Genomic DNA, 23821 nt, shown 5'->3' with positions numbered 1-23821 from the left:
CGTCGGAGGCGTCCCGTCAGCCGAGGGTCTCGGGCAGCTCCTCCGGGCGGTCGAGCACGTGTGTGCCCAGGAAGGAGGTCACCACCTGGTACCAGATCTTGGCGTGCTGCGGTTTGGCGACCCAGTGCCCCTCGTCCGGGAAGTAGAGGAAGCGGTGCGGGCTGGTGCCGTCGTCGGCCGCGGGCAGCGCCGAACTCGACAGCAGCTCGTACCAGAGCCGGAGGCCCTCGCCGATCGGTACCCGGTAATCCTTGTCCCCGTGGATCACCAGCATCGGCGTGCTGATGCGCTCGACATGGCGGTGCGGTGAGTTCGCATCCGTCATCTCGGTGGTCATCTCCCGCGCCCACCAGTAGGAGCCGTCGGTGGTGTGCCCGAACTGGTCGAGCGCCCACAGGCTGGCGTGGGTGACGATGGCATCGAAGCGGTCGGTCCGTCCGGCGATCCAGTTCGCCATGTACCCGCCGAACGAGCCACCCATCGCCGCGGTGCGGTTGCCGTCCACGCGGGGGTGTGCGCAGGCGGCATCGGTTGCGGCGATCAGATCGGTGTACGGCGCGGCTCCCCAAGCGCCCCAACCACGCTGGACGAAGTCCTGGCCGTAACCCGTCGACAGCGCCGGATCGGGCAGCAGCACGGCGTATCCCTGTGCCGCGAGCAGCCACGGGCACCAGCGCCAGTGCCAGGCGTTCCAGCTGGCGAGCGGGCCACCGTGGATCCACAGCAGCAGGGGTGCGGGGTCCGTGGTGTCGGGCAGGATCAACCAGGACCGCACCGGCGTGCCGTCGGCCGCGGTGGCGGTGAGTTCCGACAGCTCGCCGGGCAGGTTGGGAGCATCCACGCACGGCAACTCCGTGACGCCCCCCTCGGCGGTGACCCGGACGGGATGCGGCGGCCTGGCGTAGGAACTGCGCATGGCGAAGACGTCACCACCGGCGACGGGATGCACGTCGGTGTAGGTGAAGTCGTCGTCGGTGCGACGTTCGACACCCGAGTCGGTCGGGTCGATCACGAAGACCGGCCCGCGGCCGTTATCGTCCGCGGTGACCACCAGTGCCGAGCCGTCGTCCGACCACGCCACCGACGTGGGCCATCGGTCCCACCCGGCGGCGACCTGGGTGGTCGTACCGTCGAACGTCGCCAGCCACAAGGTGATTCGTGGCGCCTCGGTGGGCGTAATGAACGTCTCGCGCAGGTATGCGACGCGGGTCCCGTCCGGCGCCACCGCCGGCCCGAACAGATCGGCACCCGGATCGTCGACGATGACGGTCCGTTCCGCGGTCGCCAGGTCGATCCGCACCAGTCTGCTGCGGGTGGCCGCCCCGGGAGCCGGGGCCTGCCACGTGGTGACGGCGAAGCGGCCGTCGCGGCTGAGGTCGACGCCTGCCTCCCGCAGCGCTTGCCCCGGATCCGGTGTGACGTCCCGCCCGTCGTCGACGGCGAGCAGGTGCGGTTGAGCGGGTCCGATGTCGTGATCCCAGTACCGCACCGGATAGCCGGCGTGCAGCACCGCCGATACCTTGCCGTCCTTGCGCAATGCGCGTAGTCGCCGGTCGTCGTCGAGGGTGCGCGCCGAGGGCGACAGTGCCGTCTTGACCACGACGACGTCGGCACCGCGGGCGGCCATCACGGCGTCGACTCCACCCGGCGCCTCGAACGCCGCGACCGCTTCCCCGCCCGATGCTGGGAGCCGCCACAGCGCGGCGGGCGACTGGTCGTCATGGTCACCGGGCTTGGGCCGCGCGGAGAGGAACAGCAGGTCTCCGGCGCTGGTGAACGTAGGCGCCGACTCGCCCTTGGGTCCGTGCGTGAGCCGGCGGGCGGCCGAGCCACCGGCCGGGTCGAGTTCCCAGATGGCCGTGCGGTATTCGGTTCCCGACTCGTCGAGTTCGCTGATCGTGGTGACGACACGCGACCCGTCGGGCGATACGGCGAGGCCGGCCACCCGAGGGATCTGAAGGTAGTCGTCGAGGTCGGTGAACGGCGCGGCGGGCAGTGCGGGCTGCGCGGGCCGGGGAACGAAGGACACGATCGTTGGTACCACGGGGCCGACGGTCCGTCCCACTGATCCGGTTTGGAAGTCAAACCGATTGATGGCATGCTTCGTCCATGGCCGCCATCGCGTTGACCGACCTGCCGGGGCGGCCGTGCCCGATCGCAGCGGCGCTCGAAGTCGTCGGTGAGCGGTGGGCGCTGCTCGTGGTTCGCGAGATCACCTTGGGCGCCACCCGTTTCACCGACATCGTGCGTGGTACGGGGGCGCCACGCGACCGGATCGCGGCCCGCCTCAAGACGCTCGAGGCCGAAGGCATCGTCATGCGGGTGCCGCGGACGCCGCATCGCGACGAGTACGCACTGACCGACGCCGGACGGGCCCTTCGCCCCGTGCTGGCTGCGCTACTGGCGTGGGGCGCCCAGCACGCCGTGGCCAGCGACGAAGCCGTCCCACCGCACGACCACGACCGCACGACCGAGGAGTCACGTTGACCGCAGAACTCACTGCCGACCAGCACCGCGCCGAGTGGGGCGACCGTCGCACGAAGGTGGTCGCCTGGCACGACCCCGCACCGACGACCGCCAAGGGCCTGGCGATGTCTGGCATCGACTATCTGCGGGCCATGGTCGACGGCGTCCTTCCGCCGCCCCCGATCTCCGGTCTCATGGACTTCGGGATGGTGTCGGCCGAGCCCGGGCGCGTGGTGTTCAGCTGCCAGCCCGACGAGTCGGCGTACAACCCGATCGGCGCCATCCACGGCGGATTGGTCTGCACGCTGCTGGATTCGGTGGCGGGCTGCGCCCTGCACAGCACGCTTCCGCAGGGCAAGGGCTACACCTCGATCGAGATCAAGGTGAACTACCTCAAGGCGGTCCGGCCGACCAGTGGACCACTGCTCGCCACGGGCACCGTGGTGAAGGCCGGCTCGCGGGTCGGCTTCACCGAGGGCGTCGTGACGGACGCGGGCGGCTCGGTCGTCGCGACCGCCACCAGCACGCTGCTGGTGTTCGACCTCTGATTCGCCCTATTTTCATGGCGTGACGCAACGCATCCTGGTCATCGGCGCCGGCATCGCCGGCTTGGCAACGGCCGTCGCGCTGCAACGCCGAGGCCACGACGTCGCGATCGTGGAGGAACGCAGCGACACCTCGTCGGGCGCGGGCATAAGCATCTGGCCCAACGCGCTGGCCGCGCTCGACGCGATCGGACTCGGCGACGCGGTTCGGGACTCTGGCGGGCGGGTGACCGCGGGCGCGATGCGGTGGAGCAACGGCACGTGGTTGCGCCACCCGTCACCCGAACGCATCACCAAGGCGCTGGGCGAGCCGCTCGTCGTGGTGCGCCGGTCCGTCCTTGCCAGGGTGCTGACCGACGCGCTGTCCCCCGGCACGGTCGAGACCGGCCTGGCCGCAACGTCTTTCGACGACACCGGCGCCGGGGTGGCGGTGGCGATGAGCCACGGCAGCGTACGGGAGGCGGCCGCGGTGATCGGCGCGGACGGGGTCGGGTCGGCGGTCGCACGCCACCTGAACGGCCCGCTGCGGCACCGCTACGCCGGTTACACGGCGTGGCGCGCGATCGCGCGGTGCGCCATCGATCCCGACCTCGCAGGCGAGACCATGGGGACCGGGACGGAATTCGGGCACGTTCCGCTGGGAGCCGATCACACCTATTGGTTCGGCACGGAACGCTGCAGCGAGGGCGCGAGCGCACCCGGCGGGGAGCTGCCCCATCTGCGCGCGAAGTATTCGCACTGGGCCGACCCGGTGCCCGCACTGCTCGCGGCGACCGAGGAGACCGACGTGTTGCGCAATGACCTCTACGACCGCGAGCCGGCGAAGGTGTGGTCGCGGGGACGCATCGTGCTCGTCGGCGACGCGGCGCACCCGATGCGTCCGCATCTCGGTCAGGGCGGTTGTCAGGGTCTCGAGGACGCCGCGGTCCTGGCCCACTGCATCGGCCGCGGCGACGACCTGCCCGCGGCCTTCACCCGGTTCGCCGCCGCGCGCCGCCCCCGGGTGCGGCGGCTGATGCGCGAATCGCGCGTCATCGGCGAGGTGGTCAACCTGCGACCGGCCTTCGCGGGGGCTGCGCTGGTGCGGGCGTCCTCGGTGGTGCCGGAGGCGGTGCTGACCCGGCACCTGTCGACCATCGCGGCGCGCTCGGCGTTCGCCCTTCCCGGCGGAGGGTCGCGATGACGGCGTCACTCGGTCGGCTGATCGTCGAGGCGGACGATCCGGCGGCAGTCCGTGGGTTCTGGGAGTCGGCGCTCGGCCCGGATGAGTGTGCACGGCTGTTGGAGGTGGTGCCGCAGGAACGACCCAAGGTCGTCAAGAACCGCGTGCACCTCGACGTCTACGTGCGCGACGTCGAGGCCCTCCTGGCGATGGGCGCCCGGGTCCTCGACGCCGTGGTGGGCTCCTCGGGTCCGCGCGCAGATCGGTCCGGGGCCGGATGGCACGCCGCGCTATCTACACGGCTGCGCCGGGTGGCCGGATCTGGTCTGGAAGTTCGTGCCGGTGCCCGATGCCCGCGTCACGCCGAACCGTTGGCGATGGAGTGTCGGGGGTGGCACCTTCGACGGCCCGGTGGATCCGGAGGGGAACGAGTTCGTTCAGCGCGGCTGAGTGAAGGCGGCCAACGGCGCGAGGAACGTCGAGCACATCTGGCGCAGATCGACGACGCCGAGGATGCCGCCCTGGCGGATGGCGTCGCAGCCGGTTCCCGTGGCGGGCGCCGACGGCGCAGCCGGGGTGCGCCACACGGCAGGCGTTGCCCCGCGCGGACCGCACTTGGGCCATGCCTTCACACCCTGAGTGCGCAGGACGTTCTCCGCGACGCGGATCTGCTCGGCACGCGATGCCGTCGTGGGCGAACCGACTCCGCCGTTGGACGCCCAGGTCGCCGGCTTGAATTGCAGACCGCCGTAGTGGCCGTTGCCGGTGTTGGCTGCCCAGTTGCCGCCGGATTCGCATTGCGCGACGGCGTCCCAGTTCATGGTGTCCGCCCGCGCCGACGCGGCGGACAACGCAGTGGTGATGGCGCCGATGGCAAGAGCCAGCGCGCCGATGAGGATCACGAAGCGCAGGACCCTGGCGGTGGTGTCGCGAAGTGCGGTGCTGATGATCATGTTGCGGTCCTTCCCCGACCGGTTGACACGAGAACCGCTAGGGCGTGTCGCTCAGCTCGCCTGGCGCAGTCATGTGGTACGTCGTGTGACCCACTTCACGCGTTACAGAAGAGGTAGAGGTTCTTTACCGGGGTGTGATGGACAGCAGGGAAGGCTGAGGTAGTAGAGACGGAGGAGGCGGCAGCCGATCGAATCGGCTGCCGCCTTCCTCGGGTCGAACGACGTGGGGGTTAGCCCCGCCCGCCGCACGTCGGCCATGCGCCGATGCCCTGCGTCTGCAGGACGTTGTTCGCCACCCGGATCTGCTCCTCGCGGCTAGCCTGATGCGGCGAGCCGCTGCCGCCGTTGGATCGCCACGTGCTCATCGTGAACTGCAGGCCGCCGTAGTAGCCGTTGCCGGTCGCGGTGGACCAGTTGCCACCCGACTCGCACGCCGCCACGGCGTCCCAGTTCACGCCGTCCGCATTCGCGGTGCCGGCGCCCAGCGCCATCGGAGCCACGGTGAGTGCCCCAGCGATGGTGGCCAGCCCAAACGTCTTGCGGATGTTCTTCAACTTCGATCCCTTTCGCCAAGCGCGCGCCATCGACGCGTCCGCGCAGCACGCGGACGTGAAGTGCCTGGTCCAGCTAGGCCGGGGATATGGGCCGCACCGTCTCGGTCGGGTACGACAGCGGGAGGTCGTAGTCGCCTCGCCGGATGACTCATCCGGCCGCCGCGGCGTGACGTCGGGACCCTGGTCCCGACCCACCGCAGCCCCACTCACACGCAGGTTCGTGATGTGTACTTGTTTGCTCCGTTTGGAGACGTTTGGGACCGTACTAAACGTCGGATCGCAAAGTCATGTCGACACGAATGCGATTCACGGCATGATCACGGTTTGATCACGGTGCGACGACGAGCCGATAAATGCAGGTCAACGGTGACTTTCGAGGGCTTCCACCGTTTCTTGCCTGCCAGTGAGATCGTGATGCACGTCACGACGATATTGTGAGCCCGCACACAACCAGGTTGCACCACGGGCACCACTAGCCACTCGATTGGGTTCTGCCACAGCGATTTCGCCTCCGACGCCCAACAGGCGTCGATCCGGTTCGCTGTGGCCGGGATGCGTTGCGATCGATGCGTCACGTCTGATGATGTTGTCTAACAACGGTTTCCGCCTTGACGGGGCCCGTCGTGACGCGTGACCGAACTGCAGACCGGTTGATGCCTATCCGCGCGAAGGCATTGCGCGGCAGCGCTTTTGCCAACCAGACGTCTGAATCGCTCGCTGTGGTCCCGCGCAATGGCAAGGCACCACCTGCGCAGAACCGGCCTGGGGCGGTACGACAGGAGAGAACGGATCCCATTGTGACGCCGACGCGTCGCCCGAAAGGGCGTTGGAGGAGCCGTCCGTTCCTCGACACCCGGGCTCGACAGCGCCGAAAACGCTTGCGGGCAATGCCCGTTGCGTCGACACATCGGACAGTGGCGTGCCGACTCTGCGATCAGCCGAGGGCAATTGGAGCGTGAATCACACGCTCGAAACCCATTCCCATGGCGCTATTCGGTTAGTCGCCATTAATTCAATCGCGATCCCGTTCGAATTCGCCAATTTGCTGGCACCATTACCCGAGATCGGCGGGGTGTTGACGTTGGTCAGCGACCGCTGCTCGGGCATCACGACCCGCTGCGTGTCGACGGCGTGCACCAGTGCGCGCATACTCCGCTCCCCCGCCTCGACCAGCTGATCGGCGAGCGTTGCCAACGTCGTGCGATAGACGCCCGCGAGGTAGTGGGTCCGACCGTCCCACGGCAGGACCACGTCGGCATCAAGCCGCCGGGCGGGGCCGAGCAGTTCGTCGATGATCGACGCGTCGAGGTAGGGCATGTCGACGGCGGATACGAAGGCGAACTCGGCGCCGGCCGCCGCGGCGGCGTGTAGCCCGCGGGCGGTGGCCAGCAGCGGCCCCACCCCCCGGGCTTCGTCGCGCAGCACCGTCGCGTGGAGTTCGGGCAGCGGCTGACCCGGTGCAGCCATCACGAAGACCGGCGAACAGCGGGTGTTCAGCGTCCGGACGACCTGCTCGACCATGGTGGTCTCGCCGTCGGGAGCCGAGAACGGCAGCGTGGCCTTGTCCCGGCCCATGCGCCGGGACGCACCGCCCGCCAGCACGATCGCGGCAGGCGGAGTGAGAGCGTCGGCTCCCGCGTTACTCGACGGTCCAGGTGTCTTTTCCACGCAGCAAGGATTGCAGAGCCGCGGTGTCGTGGGGCTTGGAATCCATCGCGGATGTGACCTGGTTCCGCGCCATCTCGTCATACGTCGGGCGCTGAACCTGGCGGAAGATCCCCATCACGGTGTGGTCGAGGTTCTGCTCGGACAGGCGCGACAGTGCGAAGGCGTACGCGGGATCGTCGATCTCGGCGTTGTGCACGGCGATGTCAGAGGCGGCGACGTCTGCGGTCTTGGCGACCTCGAGTCCGTAACCGGACTTCACCACGCAGTACTCGCCCTCGGCGCCGAAGGTGATCGGCTGACCGTGGGCGACGCGGATGAGACGCTCCTCGGCGCCTTCCTTGCGGAGCGCGTCGAATGAGCCATCGTTGAAGATCGGGCAGTCCTGCATGATCTCGACCAGCGCAGCGCCGCGATGCGCAGCGGCAGCGCGCAGCACCTCGGTCAGGCCCTTGCGGTCCGAATCCAGCGCCCGGCCCACGAAGGTCGCCTCGGCTCCCAGTGCCAGCGACACCGGGTTGAAGGGGTAGTCCAGCGAACCCATCGGCGTCGACTTGGTGACCTTGCCGACCTCTGACGTCGGCGAGTACTGCCCCTTCGTGAGGCCGTAAATCCTGTTGTTGAACAGCAGGATCGTGAGGTTCACGTTGCGGCGCAGCGCGTGGATCAGGTGGTTGCCGCCGATCGACAGGGCGTCGCCGTCGCCGGTGACGACCCACACCGACAGGTCCTCGCGGGCCAGTGCCAGGCCCGTCGCGATGGTCGGCGCACGCCCGTGGATCGAGTGCAGACCGTAGGTCTCCAGGTAGTACGGGAAGCGGCTCGAGCAGCCAATGCCGCTGACGAACACCATGTTCTCGCGCCGCAGCCCGAGTTCGGGCAGGAAGTTGCGAATGGTGTTGAGGATGACGTAGTCACCGCAACCGGGGCACCAGCGGACTTCCTGGTCACTCGTGAAGTCCTTGGCCTTCTGCGGCTGGTCGGTGGTCGGCACCCCGCTGGTCTTGGTCAAACCAGAGGCGGTCAATCCGAGGTCGGATCCGATCAGGTCAGTCATAGGTCTACTCCCACACCAGCGCTCACGGTGGCGGCTGCCAAACGTGCGAACTTGCTCTTGTCGGTTTCCTTCTCGCGCAACGTGCCGTCCAGCGCGGCGTCGATGATGCCCTCGACCTCGTCGGCCAGGAACGCCATGCCCTCCATCTTCGTCACCGACTGCACGTCGACGAGGAACTTGGCGCGCAGCAGCATCGCGAGTTGGCCGAGGTTCATCTCCGGTAGGACGACCTGCTGGTACCGGCTGAGTACCTCGCCGAGGTTCGCGGGAAACGGGTTGAGGTGACGGATGTGCGCGTGGGCGATCTTGATGCCCTTGCGGCGGGCCCGTCGGCAGGCCTCGCCGATCGGGCCGTACGAGCTGCCCCAGCCGATGAGCAGGACCTCCGCGTCCCCGCTCGGGTCGTCGACCTCCAGGTCGGGCACCGAGATGCCGTCGACCTTCGCCTGACGAACGCGCGACATCAGGTCGTGGTTGCCGGGCTCGTAGGAGATGTTGCCCGAGCCGTTGGCCTTCTCGAGGCCGCCGATCCGGTGCTCGAGACCGGGAGTGCCCGGCACCGCGAACTGGCGCGCCAGCGTCTCCGGATCGCGGGCGTAGGGCTCGAACGGCTCGCCGGCCTTGGCGAACGTGTGATCGATGGGTTCGTACGCCGACACGTCGGGGATGCGCCACGGCTCCGAGCCGTTGGCGATCGCACCGTCGGACAGGATGATGACCGGCGTGCGGTAGGTCAGCGCGATGCGCGACGCCTCGACCGCGATGTCGAAGCAGTCCGAGGGTGAGCGGGGCGCTAGAACGGCGACCGGTGACTCGCCGTTGCGGCCGTAGAGCGCCTGCAGCAGGTCGGCCTGCTCGGTCTTGGTGGGCAGACCGGTCGACGGACCCCCACGCTGCACGTCGACGACGAGCAGCGGCAGCTCCATCATCACGCCGAGCCCGATGGCCTCGGACTTGAGCGCGACGCCGGGACCGGACGTGCTGGTCACGCCGAGTGCACCGCCGTAGGAGGCGCCCAGCGCGGCGCCGATGCCCGCGATCTCGTCCTCGGCCTGGAAGGTCAGGACGTTGAAGTTCTTGTGCTTGGACAGCTCGTGCAGGATGTCCGACGCGGGCGTGATCGGGTAGGTGCCCAGCACCACCTGGGTGTTGGCCAGCTGCCCGGCTGCCACGATGCCGTAGGCCAGCGCGGTGTTACCGGAGATCTGGCGGTACTCGCCGGACTTGAGCTTGGCGGGTGACACCTCGTAGGTGGTGGCGAATGCCTCGGTGGTCTCGCCGTAGTTCCAGCCGGCCTTCAGCGCGAGGACGTTGGCCTCGGCCACTTCGGGCTTCTTGGCGAACTTCTCGCGTATGAAGACTTCGCTCTGGTGCAGTTCGCGGCCGTACATCCACGACAGCAGCCCCAGGGCGAACATGTTCTTGGCGCGCTGGCCGTCCTTCTTGGTGGCGCCGATCGACTCGACCGCACCGAGCGTCAGCGTCGTCATCGCGACGGCCTGCACGACGAAGTCGGACAGCTCGTCGGACTCCAGCGGGTTGGCCTCGTAGCCGACCTTGGCGAGGTTGCGCTTGGTGAACTCGTCGGAGTTGGCGATGATCAGCCCGCCGCGCGGCAGGTCGGCGACGTTGGCCTTGAGCGCCGCGGGATTCATCGCGACCAGGACGTCGGGACGGTCACCGGCGGTGAGGATGTCGTAGTCCGCGATCTGGATCTGGAACGACGACACACCCGGCAGGGTGCCCTGTGGTGCGCGGATCTCGGCGGGGTAGTTCGGTTGCGTGGCAAGGTCGTTGCCGAACAGCGCGGCCTCGGAGGTGAATCGGTCACCGGTGAGCTGCATGCCGTCGCCGGAGTCGCCTGCGAATCGGATGACAACCTTTTCGAGCTTCTGCCGCGGGGATCCGCCGTTGCTGGTGCCGTTGCCGTCTTGACTCACGACCCCTGCCTTTCACGATTGGTCAGGTCGCGCCATTTCGGGTCGCGATCGAGGTCTTCGAGAAGGCCAAGTTGCGCGATGCGCCGCCGAGATGACGTCCACCCAGTTTTCTGTCACTGGCAGTCACGATTATTGCACTTCTCTTAGGCTGGGCTACACCGGACTCGCCGGTTACCTGCAGGTAAGGCTTTGTGAACGGCGCAGGTCAGAGGCGTGAATGGCGGCGCGACGCCGCGGATTTGTGGTCTTCGTCACTTTTCGAGAACGTCGTTCTCTAAGATCGCGGTTACCGACCGGTAGGGACGGTGGCATCGCTGCGACCTGCTGCTACACGAGGTCGGCGTGACCGACCTTGAGACGCTTGTCGAGTTCACGCGCGACGAGTTCGCTGGCGAGCTGGGCCGAGGGCACCGGTCCGTCGCCTGCAGCGCGATGCGCGACGTAGCAGGCGGTGAACATGTCACCGGCTCCCGTGGTCTGGACGCCGTCCACCCGCCAGGCTGCGGGCACCCGCACCACGTCGCCGTCGGTGTAGATGTCGCAGCCCTCGGAACCGAAGGTGACGACGATCTCCGGGACACCGAGCCGCTCGGCCGTGGCCGCGTCGAAGTCGCCGTCGGCGACGACCACCGCTTCGTCCTCGGCGAGCTTGAGCATGTCGAGGTGCTCGAGCAGGTCCGGCGAGAAATGCCGGTCCTCGACGAGGGGTCCGACCCGGTCGGCACGGACGAGGCCCTGACCGTCGTAGGCGACGAGGTGCCCGCGCGAGGACAGCAGAGCCAGCGTGTCGGCGGGGAAGTCGGTGCGCAGCAGCGGGGCCAGGTGAACCCAGGTGGTGTCCGGGTCCGCGGCCTCCACCTCGGCGGCACCCCATACGGGGCCGATCGCGTCCACGGACATCCGGCGGTGGTCGACGTCGACGTAGTCGAGCCGGAAACCGCTGGTCACCTCCGACGGGAGTATGCGGACCAGGGAGCCGAAGCGTGCCACCAGCGGATCGAACAGAGCATGGTCTCGCGGTGCGCCGAGGGCCGCGATGTGGCCGTGGCCTCCGACGGCCTCCAACGCCACACCCGCGAACGACGCACATCCGCCCGGGCTCGGCGGCGCGCCGTCGATGACGTCGATCGCCAGATTGCCCAGCACGGTCACGCCCTTGACGAGCCCTTGCTGCACCGCTGTTCTCCCTAGTTCGAACCCCGGCTGCGCTCGTCGGGGGATGCGGCGAAGCGTAGTCGGCGCAGCGCAGGATAACGATTCGCGGTGCATCAGGGCAGGTTGTACGGCGTCACGACCTGTATCGGGGTGGTGCGGACGGGTTCGACCGGCAGCGCGCCGTGTTGCTGCAGCAGCACCCGGATCGCAAGGCGGGCGTCGGCGCGAAGGTCGTTGTGCAGCACCACCGAGATGCGGCCGTCGCGCAGGAGCCGGCGGTTGTCGGCGTCCAGGTCGTGTGCGACGAAGACGCGGCAGTTGCGCTCGAGCCGCTCGAAGGCGGCGACGGTGGCCGTGTTGCCGCCACCCGCGGAGTACACGGCCTCGATCCGGGGATTGCGTTCCAGCGCGTCGAACACCAGGCGCTCGTTGGTGGCGTCGATGCCGTCGCTGTCACTCACCTCGACGATGGCCCGGCCCGATCGCCGCAGCCCCGACCGGAACCCGACCTCGCGTTCCCCCTCCCCGCGGAACACCGTGCGGCTCAACGTGATCAGCACGTCCGACGGCGCAGGCCCCAGCCATTGGTCCATCAGGTACGCCGCCGTCATCCCGGCGCCGTGATTGTCGATCCCGACGTAGGCGCACCGGGAACTCGAGGGCACGTCGGTGGAGTAGGTGACCACCGGCACGCCACCGGCGACCAGGCGGTCGACGGCTTCGACGACCTCGGGCTCGTCCTGCGCCTTGAGCACCACGCCGTGACTGCCGCGGATGCGCGACAAGGCGTCGACGGTCTGTGCGGTCGCGCCCGCCTCCCAGAGATGGAACCGGGCACGCACCATTGCGGGGGCGAATGCGGGCAGCTCGGCTTCGATCGCCGCACGGAACGCATCGGAGAAGCGCCGAGGCGTCTGCATGACGACGTCGATCAGGAACCGACGACCGTTGAGCCGCAACTGGGCTCGCTGCTTGTCGAGGTCGGCGATGGCCTGGGCGACCTCGGCGCGGGTGCTTTCCCGAACGCCTGCGCGGTCGTTGAGCACCCGGTCGACCGTGGCCTCGCTCAGCCCGGCCTGCTGAGCGATCTCGCGCACCTTGTACCGGTGAGGCATGTCCCCGCTCCTCGTCGCGATTCGTGCACCCGCAGTTGCGGTGACCGCAACTCAGTGTGCACAAGTCGCCCTGGACCTGAGGTCTTTTTGATGGGTTTCTGGTGTTGATTGCGTTCCACGTCACAGCCAGACTCATGGACATGACCACGAGCGCAACGACTGCGACCGGAGCGTGGGTCGAGGCGTCGGACTGCGACCTCGACGCGTTCCGCGCGCAGGTGACCCGGGAGACCGATCCCGCCGATTACCCGATGGCCAGCGATGTGCGGCAGAACGTGCCGGTCTACTCCGCGGGCGCGATCGCGCAACGTGACCGGCGCGCACTGCAGGCCGAGCTGATCCGCGCGCTCGCGGACGGACCGGGCGTCGTCGCGTTCGAGGGCGCGTTCGACCACGACGTCGTCGACGCCGCGTCCGAAGCCTTGACCGCGATCATCGACGCCCAGCGCGCGGAGGGCAGCGTCGCCGGCGACCACTTCGGCAAGGCCGGCGCCAACGACCGAATCTGGAACGCTGCGCAGAAGTTGGCGCTGCACGCCCCCGAGGTGTTCGCCGACTACTACGCCGCCGATGCGCTGGCGCTCGTCTGCGAAGCGTGGCTCGGCCCGCGCTACCAGGTGACCTCGCAGGTCAACGTCGTCAATCCCGGTGGCGGAGCACAGGTTCCGCACCGCGACTTCCACCTCGGCTTCGTCGACCCGGATCAGCTCAGTGCCTACCCCGCCCACGTGCATGCGTTGTCGCCGGCGCTGACCCTGCAGGGCGCCGTCGCCCACTGCGACATGCCGCTCGAGAGTGGGCCCACGATGCTGCTGCCGCACTCGCAACGGTTCACCGCCGGCTACGTCGCGTTCTACCGCCAGGAGTTCATCGACTACTTCGCCGACCATCACGTGCAACTGCCGCTGAGCAAGGGCGACGCGGTGTTCTTCAACCCGGCGCTCATGCACGGTGCCGGTGCCAACACCTCGACCGACATCCGCCGCATGGCGAACCTGTTGCAGATCTCGTCGCCGTTCGGGCGGGCGATGGAGGCGATGGACCGCACTGCGATGGTCCGAGCCATCTACCCGTCTCTGCTCGGGATGAAGGCCGCAGGCCGCTCGGATCGCGACCTCCGCAATGTGGTCAACGCGACCGCCGAGGGCTACGCGTTCCCCACCAACCTCGACCGGGACCAGCCGATCGGCAGTCTCGCCCCACCTAGCCAGGTGGACACCGTGCTGGCCGCCCTGGCCGACGGGTTCACGCCCGCAGCACTCGACACGGCGCTCACCGCGCACGGAGAACGGAGAATCCCTTGACCACCCTCGGAGTGATCGGACTGGGCCGGATCGGCGCATTCCACACCGAAACCCTCAGCAACCTGGCGGGTCTCGACGGGCTGGTGATCACCGACGAGCGCTCCGAGGTTGCCGAGGCCGTCGCCGCCAAGCACGGCGCGAAGTTCGTCGCCACCGTCGACGAACTGCTGTCCTCCGGCGTCGACGGCGTCGTCGTGGCCGCCGCGACGCCCGCCCACGCCGAGCTGACCCTGGCCGCCGTCGAGCGGGGCATCCCCACGTTCTGCGAGAAGCCGATTGCCTCCACGGCCGTCGAGAGCGCCCGCGTCGCCGAGGCCATCCTGGCCTCCGGGGTGCCGGTGCAGGTGGGCTACCAACGCCGGTACGACGCCGCGTTCGCCGCCGCCAAGCGCGCCGTCGACGACGGGTCGCTCGGAACGCTGCACACCGTCCGCAGCACGACGATGGACCCGGCTCCCCCGCCACTGGACTACATCAAGGGCTCGGGCGGCATCTTCCGCGACTGCGCGGTCCACGACTTCGACGTCATCAACTGGATCACCGGGCAGCGCGCCGTCGAGGTGTACGCCACCGGCACCGTGCAGGGCGATCCGCTGTTCGCCGAGTACGGCGACGTCGACACCGCCGCGGTGATCGTGAAGTTCGACGGCGGCGCCCTCGGCGTGGTGTCCAACGCCCGCTACAACGCGCGCGGTTACGACTGTCGCCTCGAGGTCCACGGCTTCCACGACAGCGTCGCCGCAGGCTGGGACCAAGGCGTTCCACTACGAAATACCGACCCTGACAACGAGTTTCCCAGCGGTCCGTCGCACGGCTTCTTCATGGACCGCTTCACCGAGGCGTTCCGCACCGAGTTGGCGGCGTTCGTCGAGGTAACCAAGGGTGGCCCGGTCCTCGGAGCGACAGTCGCCGACGCGGTCGAGGTGGCGTGGCTCGCCGAGGCCGCCACCGAATCCCTGCGCCGGGGAACGCCGGTCACGCTCGATGAGGTGCGCAACTCGTGACCACTCTGAAGATCGCCGGGGCCCCCATCTCGTGGGGCGTGTGCGAGGTGCCCGGCTGGGGCCACCAACTGCACCGCGACCGCGTCCTCGCCGAGATGCGCAGCGCCGGACTGACGGCGACCGAGCTAGGTCCGGACGGCTTCCTGCCGTCGGACACCGAAGCGCTCACGTCCGTGCTGGCGGGCCACGACCTAGCCTGCGTCGGCGGATTCGTCCCCGTCGTCCTGCACGACGCCGCACACGATCCCGCGGACGACCTCGTCGGCCCCCTTGCCGCACTGCGAGCGGCAGGCGCCGGTGTCGTCGTGCTGGCCGCCGCGACGGGGTTGGCCGGTTACGACGTGCGCCCCGTGCTCGACGATGCTCAGTGGGCGACGCTGCTGGCGAACCTCGACCGGCTCGCGGCCATCGTCGCGGGCGAAGGTCTGCTCGCCGTGCTGCACCCGCACGTGGGCACCATGGTCGAGACGCGTGCCGACGTCGACCGCGTGCTGGACGGTTCGGCGATCCCGCTGTGCCTCGACACCGGACACCTGATGATCGGCGGGACCGACCCGCTGGAGTTGGCGAAGGCCGTGCCGCACCGCGTTGCCCATACCCACCTCAAGGACGTCGACGCGACGCTGGCGAGTCGGGTCCAGTCCGGCGAGCTGACCTACACCGAGGCCGTCAAGGCCGGGATGTACACCCCGCTGGGCACCGGTGACGTCGACATCGCGGGGATCGTCTCGGTGTTGCGCGACAACGGCTTCGATGGCTGGTTCGTGCTGGAGCAGGACACCATCCTCGACGGTGAGCCCGAGGGCGAGGGGCCGGTGCGCGACGTCGTGGCGAGCGTGGCGTATCTGCGGAGCGTCGCGTCGTGAGTCTCGAGCGAGAAGCGGGGCGGCATCGCGTATGAGCATTCGCATTGGAATCCTAGGCGCATCGCGGATCGCCGAGTCGGCGATCGTCGGGCCCGCCGCCGAGTTGGGGCATCGACTGGTCGCGGTCGCCGCGCGCGAACGCTCGCGGGCCGAGGTCTTCGCCGAGAAGTACGGCGTCGAGAGGGTGGTCGGGTCCTACCAGGACGTCATTGACGACGCGGACGTCGACGTCGTCTACAACCCCCTGGCCAACGGCTTGCACGCGCCGTGGAACCTGGCCGCCATCGCCGCCGGGAAACCGGTGCTCAGCGAGAAACCGTTCGCCCGCAACAAATCCGAGGCCGCCGAGGTGACCGAGGCCGCCGCAGCGGCGGGCGTGACCGTGCTCGAGGGCTTCCACTACTACTTCCACCCGCTCACGCAACGGGCATTCGACCTCGCCGCCGATGGCACCCTCGGTGAGGTGACCCGCGTCGAGGTGCACATGGCCATGCCCGCGCCGCCTGAGTCCGATCCACGCTGGTCGTACGACCTCGCGGGCGGTGCGCTGATGGACCTCGGTTGCTACGGGCTGCACGTCATGCGGTCACTCGGCCGACTGTCGGTACCTGGCATCGAGGGAGTGCCCGCCGTGGCGCGGGCCCGGGCCGAGACGCGGGCCGCGGACGTCGACGCACGGTGCGACGTCGAGGCCGAGTTCCCGGGTGGCGCAACCGGCCTGTCGACGAATTCGATGCTCGCCGACGACTATTCGTTCGAGTACCGCATCATCGGCACGGCCGGTGACGTGCACGTGCACGACTTCATCCGGCCCCACGTCGACGACCGGCTGACTCTGCGCACCGCGTCCGGGACGACCGTGGAGCGTCTCGGCGCGCGGCCGACGTACACCTATCAACTCGAGGCGTTCGCCGCCCACGTGGAGAGCGGCGCCGCGCTGCCGTTCGGTGCCGACGACGCGGTGGCGAACATGGCCCTGGTCGACGACGCCTACCTGGCGGCGGGCCTCCCGGTCCGCTGAGGGGGCTCGTCGCTAGTGCGGCGACGGTCCCTGCACCCCTGGAGGGCACGGCGAGGGAAGGAAAAGCCCCCAGCACCATCCCGGCGGGATGGGCGGCGGCGGCTTGAACCCCTGCCCCGGAGGCGGTCCGGGCGGATTGGGTCCGTCCCAGATGTTCGACGCGACGTTGCCCTGCCCGAAGTAGACGAACCAGTACTCGTGGCAGATGCTCTCGTCCCAGCGCACCGGGTTGTACTTCTTGTTACCGGTCTCCACCGGCGGGTCACCGGGGCACCAGGTGTTCGGGCCGCTCGGGGGAACCTCCGCCGCGGCGGTACCGACCGACAGGCCCATACTCGTCGCCGCCAGGCCGGCGGACAGCAGCGCTGCGGTCAGGATCGTCTTCGGGTTCTGGAGTCTCATGGCGTGTGCTCTCATCTCGTCTCGGTGCCGCCGCACTGGTCGGCCTCGATGAGGAGTTCACACGGGGGCGCGGTCTACCGATCCCGACTTTGGCCAAGCCGCCGGTAGGGCGCGATGACGCCGGCGCCGCCTACGCGAACCGCTCGGCGAGCGCCGTCAGGGTCGACTCGATGCCCTCGGCGTTCTTCTTGTGGTAGCCGGTCAGCTCGATGAAGAACGGCGCCTTGGCGGTCGAGTAGTCGAACGTCTCCGTCACCTTCGTGGTCCCGGGGCTGACCTCGCTCAGTTCCCAGCGCCAGCGATGGCCGAGTGGGTGCTGCCACTCGACGAGGCGGTTCTCCTCGACGGCCGTCGCGCGCGACTTGATCTTGTAGGGCACCCCGTACTGCGTCATGCCCACCGTGAACGCATCGCCCTGGTGCAGCCGGTGCGGGCCCTTCACGTCGACGTCGCGCACGGTGCCGGACCCGTCGATCTCGGGGTGCCGGTGCGGATCGACGATCAGTGCGAACACGTCGGCCACGGGCGCGGCGACCTGCACGCTGCGGCTCACGGTGCGCGGGCCGGCGTCTTCTGTCTTCGGGGTGCTCGAGGTCATGGTCCCCACATACCCGTAGGCCCCGCCGACCAATCGGTCGGCGGGGCGTGGGTCACGGGGTGAGCGCTACTTGCGGCCCAGTTCGTGCGACAGCGCCTCCAACTCGTCGCCACCGGCCATCTGCTGGGTCAGGTGCTCGAGGGTGATCTCCTCGTAGCTGCAATCGAGCTTCTGCTGCCCGCGATTGAGCAGGACGAAGTGGTCACCAACCATGTGCGCGTGGTGCGGGTTGTGCGTGATGAACACGACGCCGAAGCCTGCCTCCTTGGCCGCGGTGATGTACTTCAGCACCACTCCGGACTGCTTGACGCCCAAGGCGGCCGTCGGCTCGTCGAGGATCAGGACGCGGGCACCGAAGAACACGGCACGGGAGATCGCGACGCACTGCTTCTGTCCGCCCGACAGCGATCCGATCGGGACGTCGACGTCGGGCAGGTCGATGCCCATCTTCGACAGTTCGGTCAGCGTGGTGGCCCGCATGGCGTTCGCGTCGAGGGAGAACGGGAACGACTTCTTGCGCAGCTCCTGGCCGAGAAAGAAGTTGCGCCACACCGGCATCAGGGGGACGACTGCCAGGTTCTGGTACACCGTGGCGATGCCCTTGCTCAGCGCGTCGGCCGGCGAGCTGAACGTCGTCGGCTCACCGTCGACGAGCAGTTCACCGTCGGTCTGCTGATGCAGGCCCGAGATGATCTTGATGAGCGTGGACTTTCCCGCGCCGTTGTCGCCAAGGATTCCGGTGACCTCGCCGGCGTGCACGCGCAGACAGATGTCCTTGAGGGCGGTGATGTTGCCGTAGGACTTGCCGACGTTCTTGAGTTCGACGAGCGGCACCTTGGCGCCGGACGGGGCCTCGCTCGGCTGGGTTTCGACGGTCGTGGTCATGTCGGTCACCTCTTCGCTGCGTAGTTGCGGAAGGCATTGTTGGCGATCACCGCGAAGAGCAGCATCGCGCCCAGGAAGAACTTGAACCAGTCGGGATCCCAGCCGGCGTAGACGATTCCCTGGTTGGTCATGCCGAAGATGAACGCGCCGATGGCGGCGCCGATCGCCGTTCCGTAGCCGCCGGTGAGCAGGCAGCCGCCGATGACCGCGGCGATGATGTAGAAGAACTCGTTGCCGATGCCCTGACCGGACTGCACGGTGTTGAAGTTGAACAACAGGTGCATGCCGACGAACCAAGCGCAGAAGCCGACGAACATGAACAGCCCGATCTTGACCTTCGTCACTGGGACGCCCACTGCGCGTGCGCTGTCGGCGTCTCCACCGACCGCGAAGATCCAGTTGCCGACCTTGGTCTTAAACAGCACCCACGTCGCCACCGCGGTGAAGAGCAGCCACCACAGCACGGTGATCTTGACCTGCACGCCGAAGATCGTGAACGCGTGGGCGAACACCCACTGGCCCGATGCCCAGCCCTGCATGTCGCTGACGCTCTGCGTCGCCACCTGTCCGGCAACCAGTTTGGTCACCGCGAGGTTGATGCCGGCGAGCATGAAGAACGAACTCAGCGTGATCAGGAAGCTGGGGATCTTGGTCTTCATCACCAGGTAGCCGTTGAGGAAGCCGACGCTCAACGCCAGCACCAGCGCGAGCGCCGCCCCCACCCACAGGTTGAGGTGCAGGTTGAAGGCCAGCATCGACGCCGCCAGCGAGCTGAACGTCACCGCGACGCCCGCCGAGAGGTCGAACTCGCCGCCGATCATCAACAGCGCGACGCCGCACGCCATGATCCCGATGGTCGAACTCGCGTAGAGCACGGTCGCCAGCGACGACGCCTCGCGGAACGGTGCCGCAACGACCAAGAAGAAGACGAAGATGCCGATGGCACCGATGCCGGCACCCATCTCCGGGCGAATCAGGAAGCGCTGCAGCCGGTTGCGCTCCTTGACCCGTTCGTCGTGGACGACCTTGCGGTCTCCCATGTTCAGGTCTGCCTGAGTTGTCATGGCCTTGCCTCTCCGCCGGTTGTGGTCAGCGTCGTGTCACCGGTGCGCACGTTCCCGTCACCGTGTTCCGTTCTTGGCGTACTCGGCCACCGCATCGATGTTGGACTGGTCTATGAACGCGGGCCCGGTCAGCGTGGGCGCCCCGCCGCCGATCACGTTGCCGTTGCTCAGGTACAGCCACAGTGAATCGACGGCGAGGTAGCCCTGCAGGAACGGCTGCTGGTCGACGGCCCACTGCACGTCGCCTGCCTTAATGGCGTCGACGAGCGCGGCGTTGGTGTCGAACGTGCCCACCTTCGCCTTGCTGCCGACGCCCTTGGCGGACTGCACCGCGGTCAGCGCGAACGGCGCACCGAGCGCCACGATGTAGTCGATGCCGGAATCCTGCTGCAGCTTGGCCGTGATCGTGGATTCCACCGACGGCATGTCCTTGCCGTTGACGTTGAGGATCTCGGTGGCGGGGAACGTGGCCTTCACGCCGGCGCACCGGGCTTCGAGGTCGACGTGGCCCTGCTCCTGGATGATGCACAGCGCCTTGGCGGCACCTTCGCCGCGGAGTCGGTCACCGACGCCTTGACCGGCGATGAAGCCGTCCTGGCCGAAGTACTCCTTGACGCCCATCCCCTTCCAGGCGTCCATGCCGGCGTTGAAGGCCACGACCGGGATGCCCTTGGCCTCTGCCGCCTTCACGGCGGCCTGCATGGCGTCGGGCTTCGCCAGCGTCACGGCGATGCCCTTGACGTCGCTGTCGATGGCGCTCTGCACCAGATTGGCCTGGTTCGGCGCCTCGGGGTCATTCGAGTAGCGCAGTTCGACGTTGTCCTTCTTCGCCGCCGTCTCGGCGCCCTTGCGGACGAGGTCCCAGAACGAGTCGCCGGGAACTTCGTGCGTGATCATCGCGATCGTCATGCGCGGGGTGTCGACGGTTCCGCCGCCTCCGCCGTCGCCGGACGCCTCCGGTTTCCCACCGGTCGACGAACACGACACGATGCTCACCGCCAGTACGCCCGCTCCCACGATCGCCGCAAGCCGCTTCAACGCCATTGTCTGTCTCCTTGTCTCGACACCGCCGGGCCGCGTCGTCGATCCGATGGGACCGTGCGCTGCGACACGCCTCACCGGTGATGTAATACGGCTCACACCGGAAAGTCAAGACTTTGTTAGGACATTCGGACTGCAGGTCAAACTTTCTGCGCATCGGCCCAGCACGTTCGAACCGCGGGGACGGCCGGACAGCGGGAGAACCAAAGCTGGGTGAGTGCGTCAGGAAATGCGCGGCACCGGCGCGGTTGGCAAGCCGAGCCTCAGCGATCCACCAGCGTGGTCTCGAAGTAGTAGCGGGAAGCGCGATAGCAGTGACTACCGAACTCGACCGCCCGGCCCGAGTCGTCGAATGCGGTGCGGCTCATGGTCAGCAGCGGCGCGCCGGGCTTCTCGCCGAGCAGTTTCGCCTCCGGCTTGGTCGCAGGTTTGGCGCCGATCCGCTGGCGCGCCAGCCGGATGTGTATGCCGCGGGCCCGCAGCGCCTGATAGAGGCCGCTGGCCTCGAGTTCCTCTGGGCCCGGCGCCAGTTCCGCGGGAAGGTAGTTCGTCATCACCGCGAGCGGTTCGCCGTTGGCGCAGCGAAGCCGCTGGATCGTCACGACCTCCGAGTCGATCTTCAGGTTCAGCTCGACGGCGATCTCCTCGTCGACGGTGATGCGGCGATAGTCGAGCAGGTCGGTGGTGGGCTGCTGACCGGCACGGGCCAGGTCGTCGAAGAGGCTCGTCAGCTCGACGCGACGGTGAACCGGGTTCTGCACCACCTGCGTTCCGACGCCACGCTTGCGAACCAGCAGACCCTTGTCGACCAGCTCCTGGATCGCGCGCCGCGTCGTGGGCCGCGACAGCGAGAGTCGGCTGGCCAACGCGAGTTCGTTCTCGAAGCGGTCACCGGGAGCCAGTTCGCCATCGCGGATCGCGGCCTCGATCGCCTGTGCCAGTTGGTGGTAGAGCGGAACCGGGCTGGACCTGTCGATATCAACCGCTATGGGCACGTCTGCTCCGATCTAGGGCCTTGACCAGAAGGGTAGCTGCACGATAACACCGACATGATCGCAAGTCAGAATGTCAGGACAAACTATTGACAGCGCGGAGTGACGCGAGGCACAGTCGTAGACAACCATCGCCCACCATCCTGGGAGCCAAATTGACCAGCACGGAACCGTTCGACGTCGTCGCCATCGGGCGCAGCGGCGTCGACGTCTATCCCCTGCAGACGGGGGTCGGACTGGAGGACGTCGAGACCTTCGGCAAGTTCCTCGGCGGCAGCGCGGCCAACGTCGCCGTCGCCGCGGCCCGGCTCGGCAATCGCACCGCGCTGATCTCCGGCGTCGGGTCGGACCCGTTCGGCCGCTACGTGCGCGCCGAACTGACCAGGCTGGGCGTCGACGACCGCTTCGTGACCGTGCACGGCGAATACCCAACGCCGGTCACGTTCTGCGAGATCTTCCCGCCGGACCACTTCCCGCTGTACTTCTACCGCAAGCCGTCCGCACCGGACCTACAGATCCGCCCCGACGAACTCGATCTCAACGCGATCCGCAACGCGCGGCTCTACTGGTCGACCGTGACCGGTCTGTCGGAGGAGCCCAGTCGCAGTGCGCACTTCGCGGCGTGGGCTGCCCGCGAACGGCGTCCGCTGACGGTGCTCGATCTCGACTACCGCCCGATGTTCTGGGCGACGCCGGCCGCCGCGACCGAGCAGGTTCAACGGGCACTGGGTCAGGTCACGGTCGCCGTCGGCAACCGCGAGGAGTGCGAGATCGCCGTCGGCGAGTCGAACCCGCGCAAGGCCGCCGAGGCCCTACTCGATCTGGGCGTCGAACTGGCCATCGTCAAGCAGGGCCCCCGGGGCGTGCTCGGCAAGACGCGGCACAGCTCGGTCACCGTGGCGCCCAACGACGTCGACGTCGTCAACGGCCTCGGTGCAGGAGACGCATTCGGGGGCAGCCTGATTCACGGACTCTTGCGCGGATGGCCACTGGAGAAGACGTTGCGCTACGCCAACGCCGCCGGCGCCATCGTGGCGACCCGGCTCGAGTGCTCGACGGCGATGCCCACCACCGCCGAGGTCGCCGCACTCGCCGAACAGACTGCCGTGGAGGCCGTCAATGTCTGACGTGACGCACACTCCCTTGGCTCGTCCCATGTGCGCGGACTACGCCGCGGTCACCGAGGTGCGCGCCGCCGACCCCGGCGCCGTCGCCAAGGCGTGGCAGGCCCGCAGCAGCCGGCCGACCGTTCGCGGTGACGGCCGGTTGATGATCGTCGCCGCCGACCACCCCGCCCGCGGCGCGCTCGCGGTCGGCGCGCGGCCGACCGCCATGAACAACCGCGTCGACCTACTGGACCGGCTGCGCGCCGCGCTCGCCGACCCCGGGGTGGACGGCGTGCTGGCGACCTCCGACATCCTCGACGACCTCGTACTGCTCGGGGCGCTGGAGGACAAGGTGGTGTTCTCGTCGTTCAACCGCGGCGGGCTGGCCGGCTCGGTGTTCGAACTCGACGACCGCATGACCGCGGCCACGGCCGCCTCCACGGCGGCGGCGCGGATGAACGGCGGAAAGATGCTGTGCCGCATCAACCTCGACGACCCGGGCACAGTCAACACGATGACGGCGTGCGCCCAGGCGGTCGACGAACTGGCCGCACACGGCCTCATCGCGATGGTGGAGCCGTTCATGTCGAGCCGGGTGAACGGCAAGGTCCGCAACGACCTCTCCCCCGACGCCGTGATCAAGTCCATCCACATCGGCCAGGGGCTCGGCTCCACGTCGGCGTACACCTGGATGAAGCTTCCAGTCGTCGACGAGATGGACCGCGTCATGGAGGCGACGACCATGCCGACGCTGCTGCTGGGCGGCGATCCCACCGACGCCGACGAGGCGTTCGCGAGCTGGGAGAAGGCGCTCGGGCTGCCATCGGTGCGCGGGCTCATCGTCGGCCGCACCCTGCTCTACCCGTCCAACGACGACGTGGCGGCCGCCGTCGCCACCGCCGTCGCGATGGTGCGCTGACCATGGG

Annotated in this window: 23 protein-coding genes and 1 pseudogene; 10 read left to right on the top strand and 14 right to left on the bottom strand. The window is 68.4% G+C overall.

The window, feature by feature from the left end; all coding sequences use genetic code 11:
• Positions 1-16: 16 nt before the first annotated feature.
• Positions 17-2029, bottom strand: a complete 2013-nt coding sequence (locus G6N61_RS29330; protein WP_235887340.1) for a S9 family peptidase — start codon at positions 2027-2029, stop codon at positions 17-19.
• A gap of 80 nt (positions 2030-2109) precedes the next feature.
• Between G6N61_RS29330 and G6N61_RS29325 the strand changes: the two genes are divergently transcribed.
• The 4 genes and pseudogenes from G6N61_RS29325 to G6N61_RS31380 all read left to right on the top strand — a co-directional run.
• Positions 2110-2487: a winged helix-turn-helix transcriptional regulator gene (locus G6N61_RS29325; protein ID WP_163924344.1), complete on the top strand. Its 378-nt coding sequence runs from the start codon at positions 2110-2112 to the stop codon at positions 2485-2487.
• Entirely contained in the window at positions 2484-3014 is a 531-nt protein-coding gene (locus G6N61_RS29320; RefSeq protein ID WP_179973547.1) for a PaaI family thioesterase, read from the top strand. Before G6N61_RS29325 ends, G6N61_RS29320 begins: the two co-directional genes overlap by 4 nt.
• Before the next feature lie 19 nt (positions 3015-3033).
• Positions 3034-4194 carry an FAD-dependent oxidoreductase gene (locus G6N61_RS29315; protein ID WP_163924343.1) on the top strand — a complete coding sequence of 387 codons (1161 nt, stop codon included), beginning with the start codon at positions 3034-3036 and terminating at the stop codon, positions 4192-4194.
• Positions 4191-4352: pseudogene (locus tag G6N61_RS31380) on the top strand (VOC family protein); the annotation flags it as partial. The gene G6N61_RS29315 and the pseudogene G6N61_RS31380, both read left to right, overlap by 4 nt.
• Before the next feature lie 258 nt (positions 4353-4610).
• Here G6N61_RS31380 and G6N61_RS29305 read toward each other — a convergent pair.
• The 7 genes from G6N61_RS29305 to G6N61_RS29275 form a co-directional block, all read right to left on the bottom strand.
• Entirely contained in the window at positions 4611-5126 is a 516-nt protein-coding gene (locus tag G6N61_RS29305) for a transglycosylase family protein (RefSeq protein ID WP_163924342.1), read from the bottom strand.
• Positions 5127-5356: 230 nt separating this feature from the next.
• Positions 5357-5680, bottom strand: a complete 324-nt coding sequence (locus tag G6N61_RS29300; protein ID WP_163924341.1) for a transglycosylase family protein — start codon at positions 5678-5680, stop codon at positions 5357-5359.
• 960 nt (positions 5681-6640) lie between these two features.
• Positions 6641-7348, bottom strand: coding sequence for a molybdenum cofactor guanylyltransferase (gene mobA / locus G6N61_RS29295; protein ID WP_268968332.1), 708 nt, complete (start codon positions 7346-7348; stop codon positions 6641-6643).
• Complete coding sequence (locus G6N61_RS29290) at positions 7320-8402, bottom strand: 2-oxoacid:ferredoxin oxidoreductase subunit beta (RefSeq protein ID WP_163924339.1); 1083 nt, start codon at positions 8400-8402, stop codon at positions 7320-7322. The genes mobA and G6N61_RS29290 overlap by 29 nt, the downstream gene beginning before the upstream one ends.
• Positions 8399-10342 carry a 2-oxoacid:acceptor oxidoreductase subunit alpha gene (locus tag G6N61_RS29285; RefSeq protein ID WP_163924338.1) on the bottom strand — a complete coding sequence of 648 codons (1944 nt, stop codon included), beginning with the start codon at positions 10340-10342 and terminating at the stop codon, positions 8399-8401. Before G6N61_RS29285 ends, G6N61_RS29290 begins: the two co-directional genes overlap by 4 nt.
• Before the next feature lie 327 nt (positions 10343-10669).
• Positions 10670-11518, bottom strand: coding sequence for a PfkB family carbohydrate kinase (locus tag G6N61_RS29280; RefSeq protein ID WP_407666339.1), 849 nt, complete (start codon positions 11516-11518; stop codon positions 10670-10672).
• Positions 11519-11610: 92 nt separating this feature from the next.
• Positions 11611-12612 (bottom strand): LacI family DNA-binding transcriptional regulator, encoded by a 1002-nt coding sequence (locus G6N61_RS29275; protein WP_163924337.1) that lies wholly within the window; start codon positions 12610-12612, stop codon positions 11611-11613.
• Between the two features lie 140 nt (positions 12613-12752).
• On the opposite strand from G6N61_RS29275, the gene G6N61_RS29270 reads away from it, so the two are divergent.
• Genes G6N61_RS29270 through G6N61_RS29255 form a run of 4 tightly spaced genes read left to right on the top strand, consistent with a single transcriptional unit; the run spans position 12753 to position 16807 of the window.
• Positions 12753-13916 carry a phytanoyl-CoA dioxygenase family protein gene (locus G6N61_RS29270; protein ID WP_163924336.1) on the top strand — a complete coding sequence of 388 codons (1164 nt, stop codon included), beginning with the start codon at positions 12753-12755 and terminating at the stop codon, positions 13914-13916.
• The gene (locus tag G6N61_RS29265) at positions 13913-14920 is read left to right on the top strand and encodes a Gfo/Idh/MocA family protein (protein WP_163924335.1); all 1008 of its coding nucleotides are present in this window, start codon (positions 13913-13915) and stop codon (positions 14918-14920) included. Before G6N61_RS29270 ends, G6N61_RS29265 begins: the two co-directional genes overlap by 4 nt.
• Positions 14917-15786, top strand: a complete 870-nt coding sequence (locus G6N61_RS29260; RefSeq protein WP_235887339.1) for a sugar phosphate isomerase/epimerase family protein — start codon at positions 14917-14919, stop codon at positions 15784-15786. The genes G6N61_RS29265 and G6N61_RS29260 overlap by 4 nt, the downstream gene beginning before the upstream one ends.
• 31 nt (positions 15787-15817) lie before the next feature.
• Positions 15818-16807 carry a Gfo/Idh/MocA family protein gene (locus G6N61_RS29255; protein WP_163924334.1) on the top strand — a complete coding sequence of 330 codons (990 nt, stop codon included), beginning with the start codon at positions 15818-15820 and terminating at the stop codon, positions 16805-16807.
• Positions 16808-16819: 12 nt separating this feature from the next.
• Here the strand turns inward: G6N61_RS29255 and G6N61_RS29250 are convergent, their stop codons facing one another.
• From G6N61_RS29250 to G6N61_RS29225, 6 genes are all read right to left on the bottom strand, one after another.
• Positions 16820-17209 (bottom strand): hypothetical protein, encoded by a 390-nt coding sequence (locus G6N61_RS29250; protein WP_163924333.1) that lies wholly within the window; start codon positions 17207-17209, stop codon positions 16820-16822.
• A gap of 130 nt (positions 17210-17339) precedes the next feature.
• Positions 17340-17807, bottom strand: coding sequence for an SRPBCC family protein (locus G6N61_RS29245; protein ID WP_163924332.1), 468 nt, complete (start codon positions 17805-17807; stop codon positions 17340-17342).
• Positions 17808-17873: 66 nt separating this feature from the next.
• Positions 17874-18692, bottom strand: a complete 819-nt coding sequence (locus G6N61_RS29240) for an ATP-binding cassette domain-containing protein (RefSeq protein WP_163924331.1) — start codon at positions 18690-18692, stop codon at positions 17874-17876.
• Between the two features lie 5 nt (positions 18693-18697).
• Positions 18698-19756: an ABC transporter permease gene (locus G6N61_RS29235; RefSeq protein WP_163924330.1), complete on the bottom strand. Its 1059-nt coding sequence runs from the start codon at positions 19754-19756 to the stop codon at positions 18698-18700.
• A 57-nt stretch (positions 19757-19813) separates the two neighbouring features.
• Positions 19814-20800, bottom strand: a complete 987-nt coding sequence (locus G6N61_RS29230) for a substrate-binding domain-containing protein (protein WP_163924329.1) — start codon at positions 20798-20800, stop codon at positions 19814-19816.
• A 260-nt stretch (positions 20801-21060) separates the two neighbouring features.
• The gene (locus G6N61_RS29225) at positions 21061-21792 is read right to left on the bottom strand and encodes a GntR family transcriptional regulator (protein ID WP_163924328.1); all 732 of its coding nucleotides are present in this window, start codon (positions 21790-21792) and stop codon (positions 21061-21063) included.
• A 152-nt stretch (positions 21793-21944) separates the two neighbouring features.
• On the opposite strand from G6N61_RS29225, the gene iolC reads away from it, so the two are divergent.
• Both iolC and G6N61_RS29215 read left to right on the top strand, forming a co-directional pair.
• A complete protein-coding gene (gene iolC, locus G6N61_RS29220; RefSeq protein ID WP_163924327.1) occupies positions 21945-22916 on the top strand; it encodes a 5-dehydro-2-deoxygluconokinase in 972 nt (323 codons plus the stop codon).
• Entirely contained in the window at positions 22909-23814 is a 906-nt protein-coding gene (locus G6N61_RS29215) for a Cgl0159 family (beta/alpha)8-fold protein (RefSeq protein WP_179973546.1), read from the top strand. The genes iolC and G6N61_RS29215 overlap by 8 nt, the downstream gene beginning before the upstream one ends.
• Positions 23815-23821: the final 7 nt, after the last annotated feature.

Origin of the sequence: Mycolicibacterium arabiense (assembly GCF_010731815.2) — a bacterium.
Taxonomy (GTDB): Bacteria; Actinomycetota; Actinomycetes; order Mycobacteriales; family Mycobacteriaceae; genus Mycobacterium; species Mycobacterium arabiense.
The sequence above is the reverse complement of the archived record's forward strand: the minus strand, read 5'-3'. Positions and strand labels throughout refer to the sequence as shown.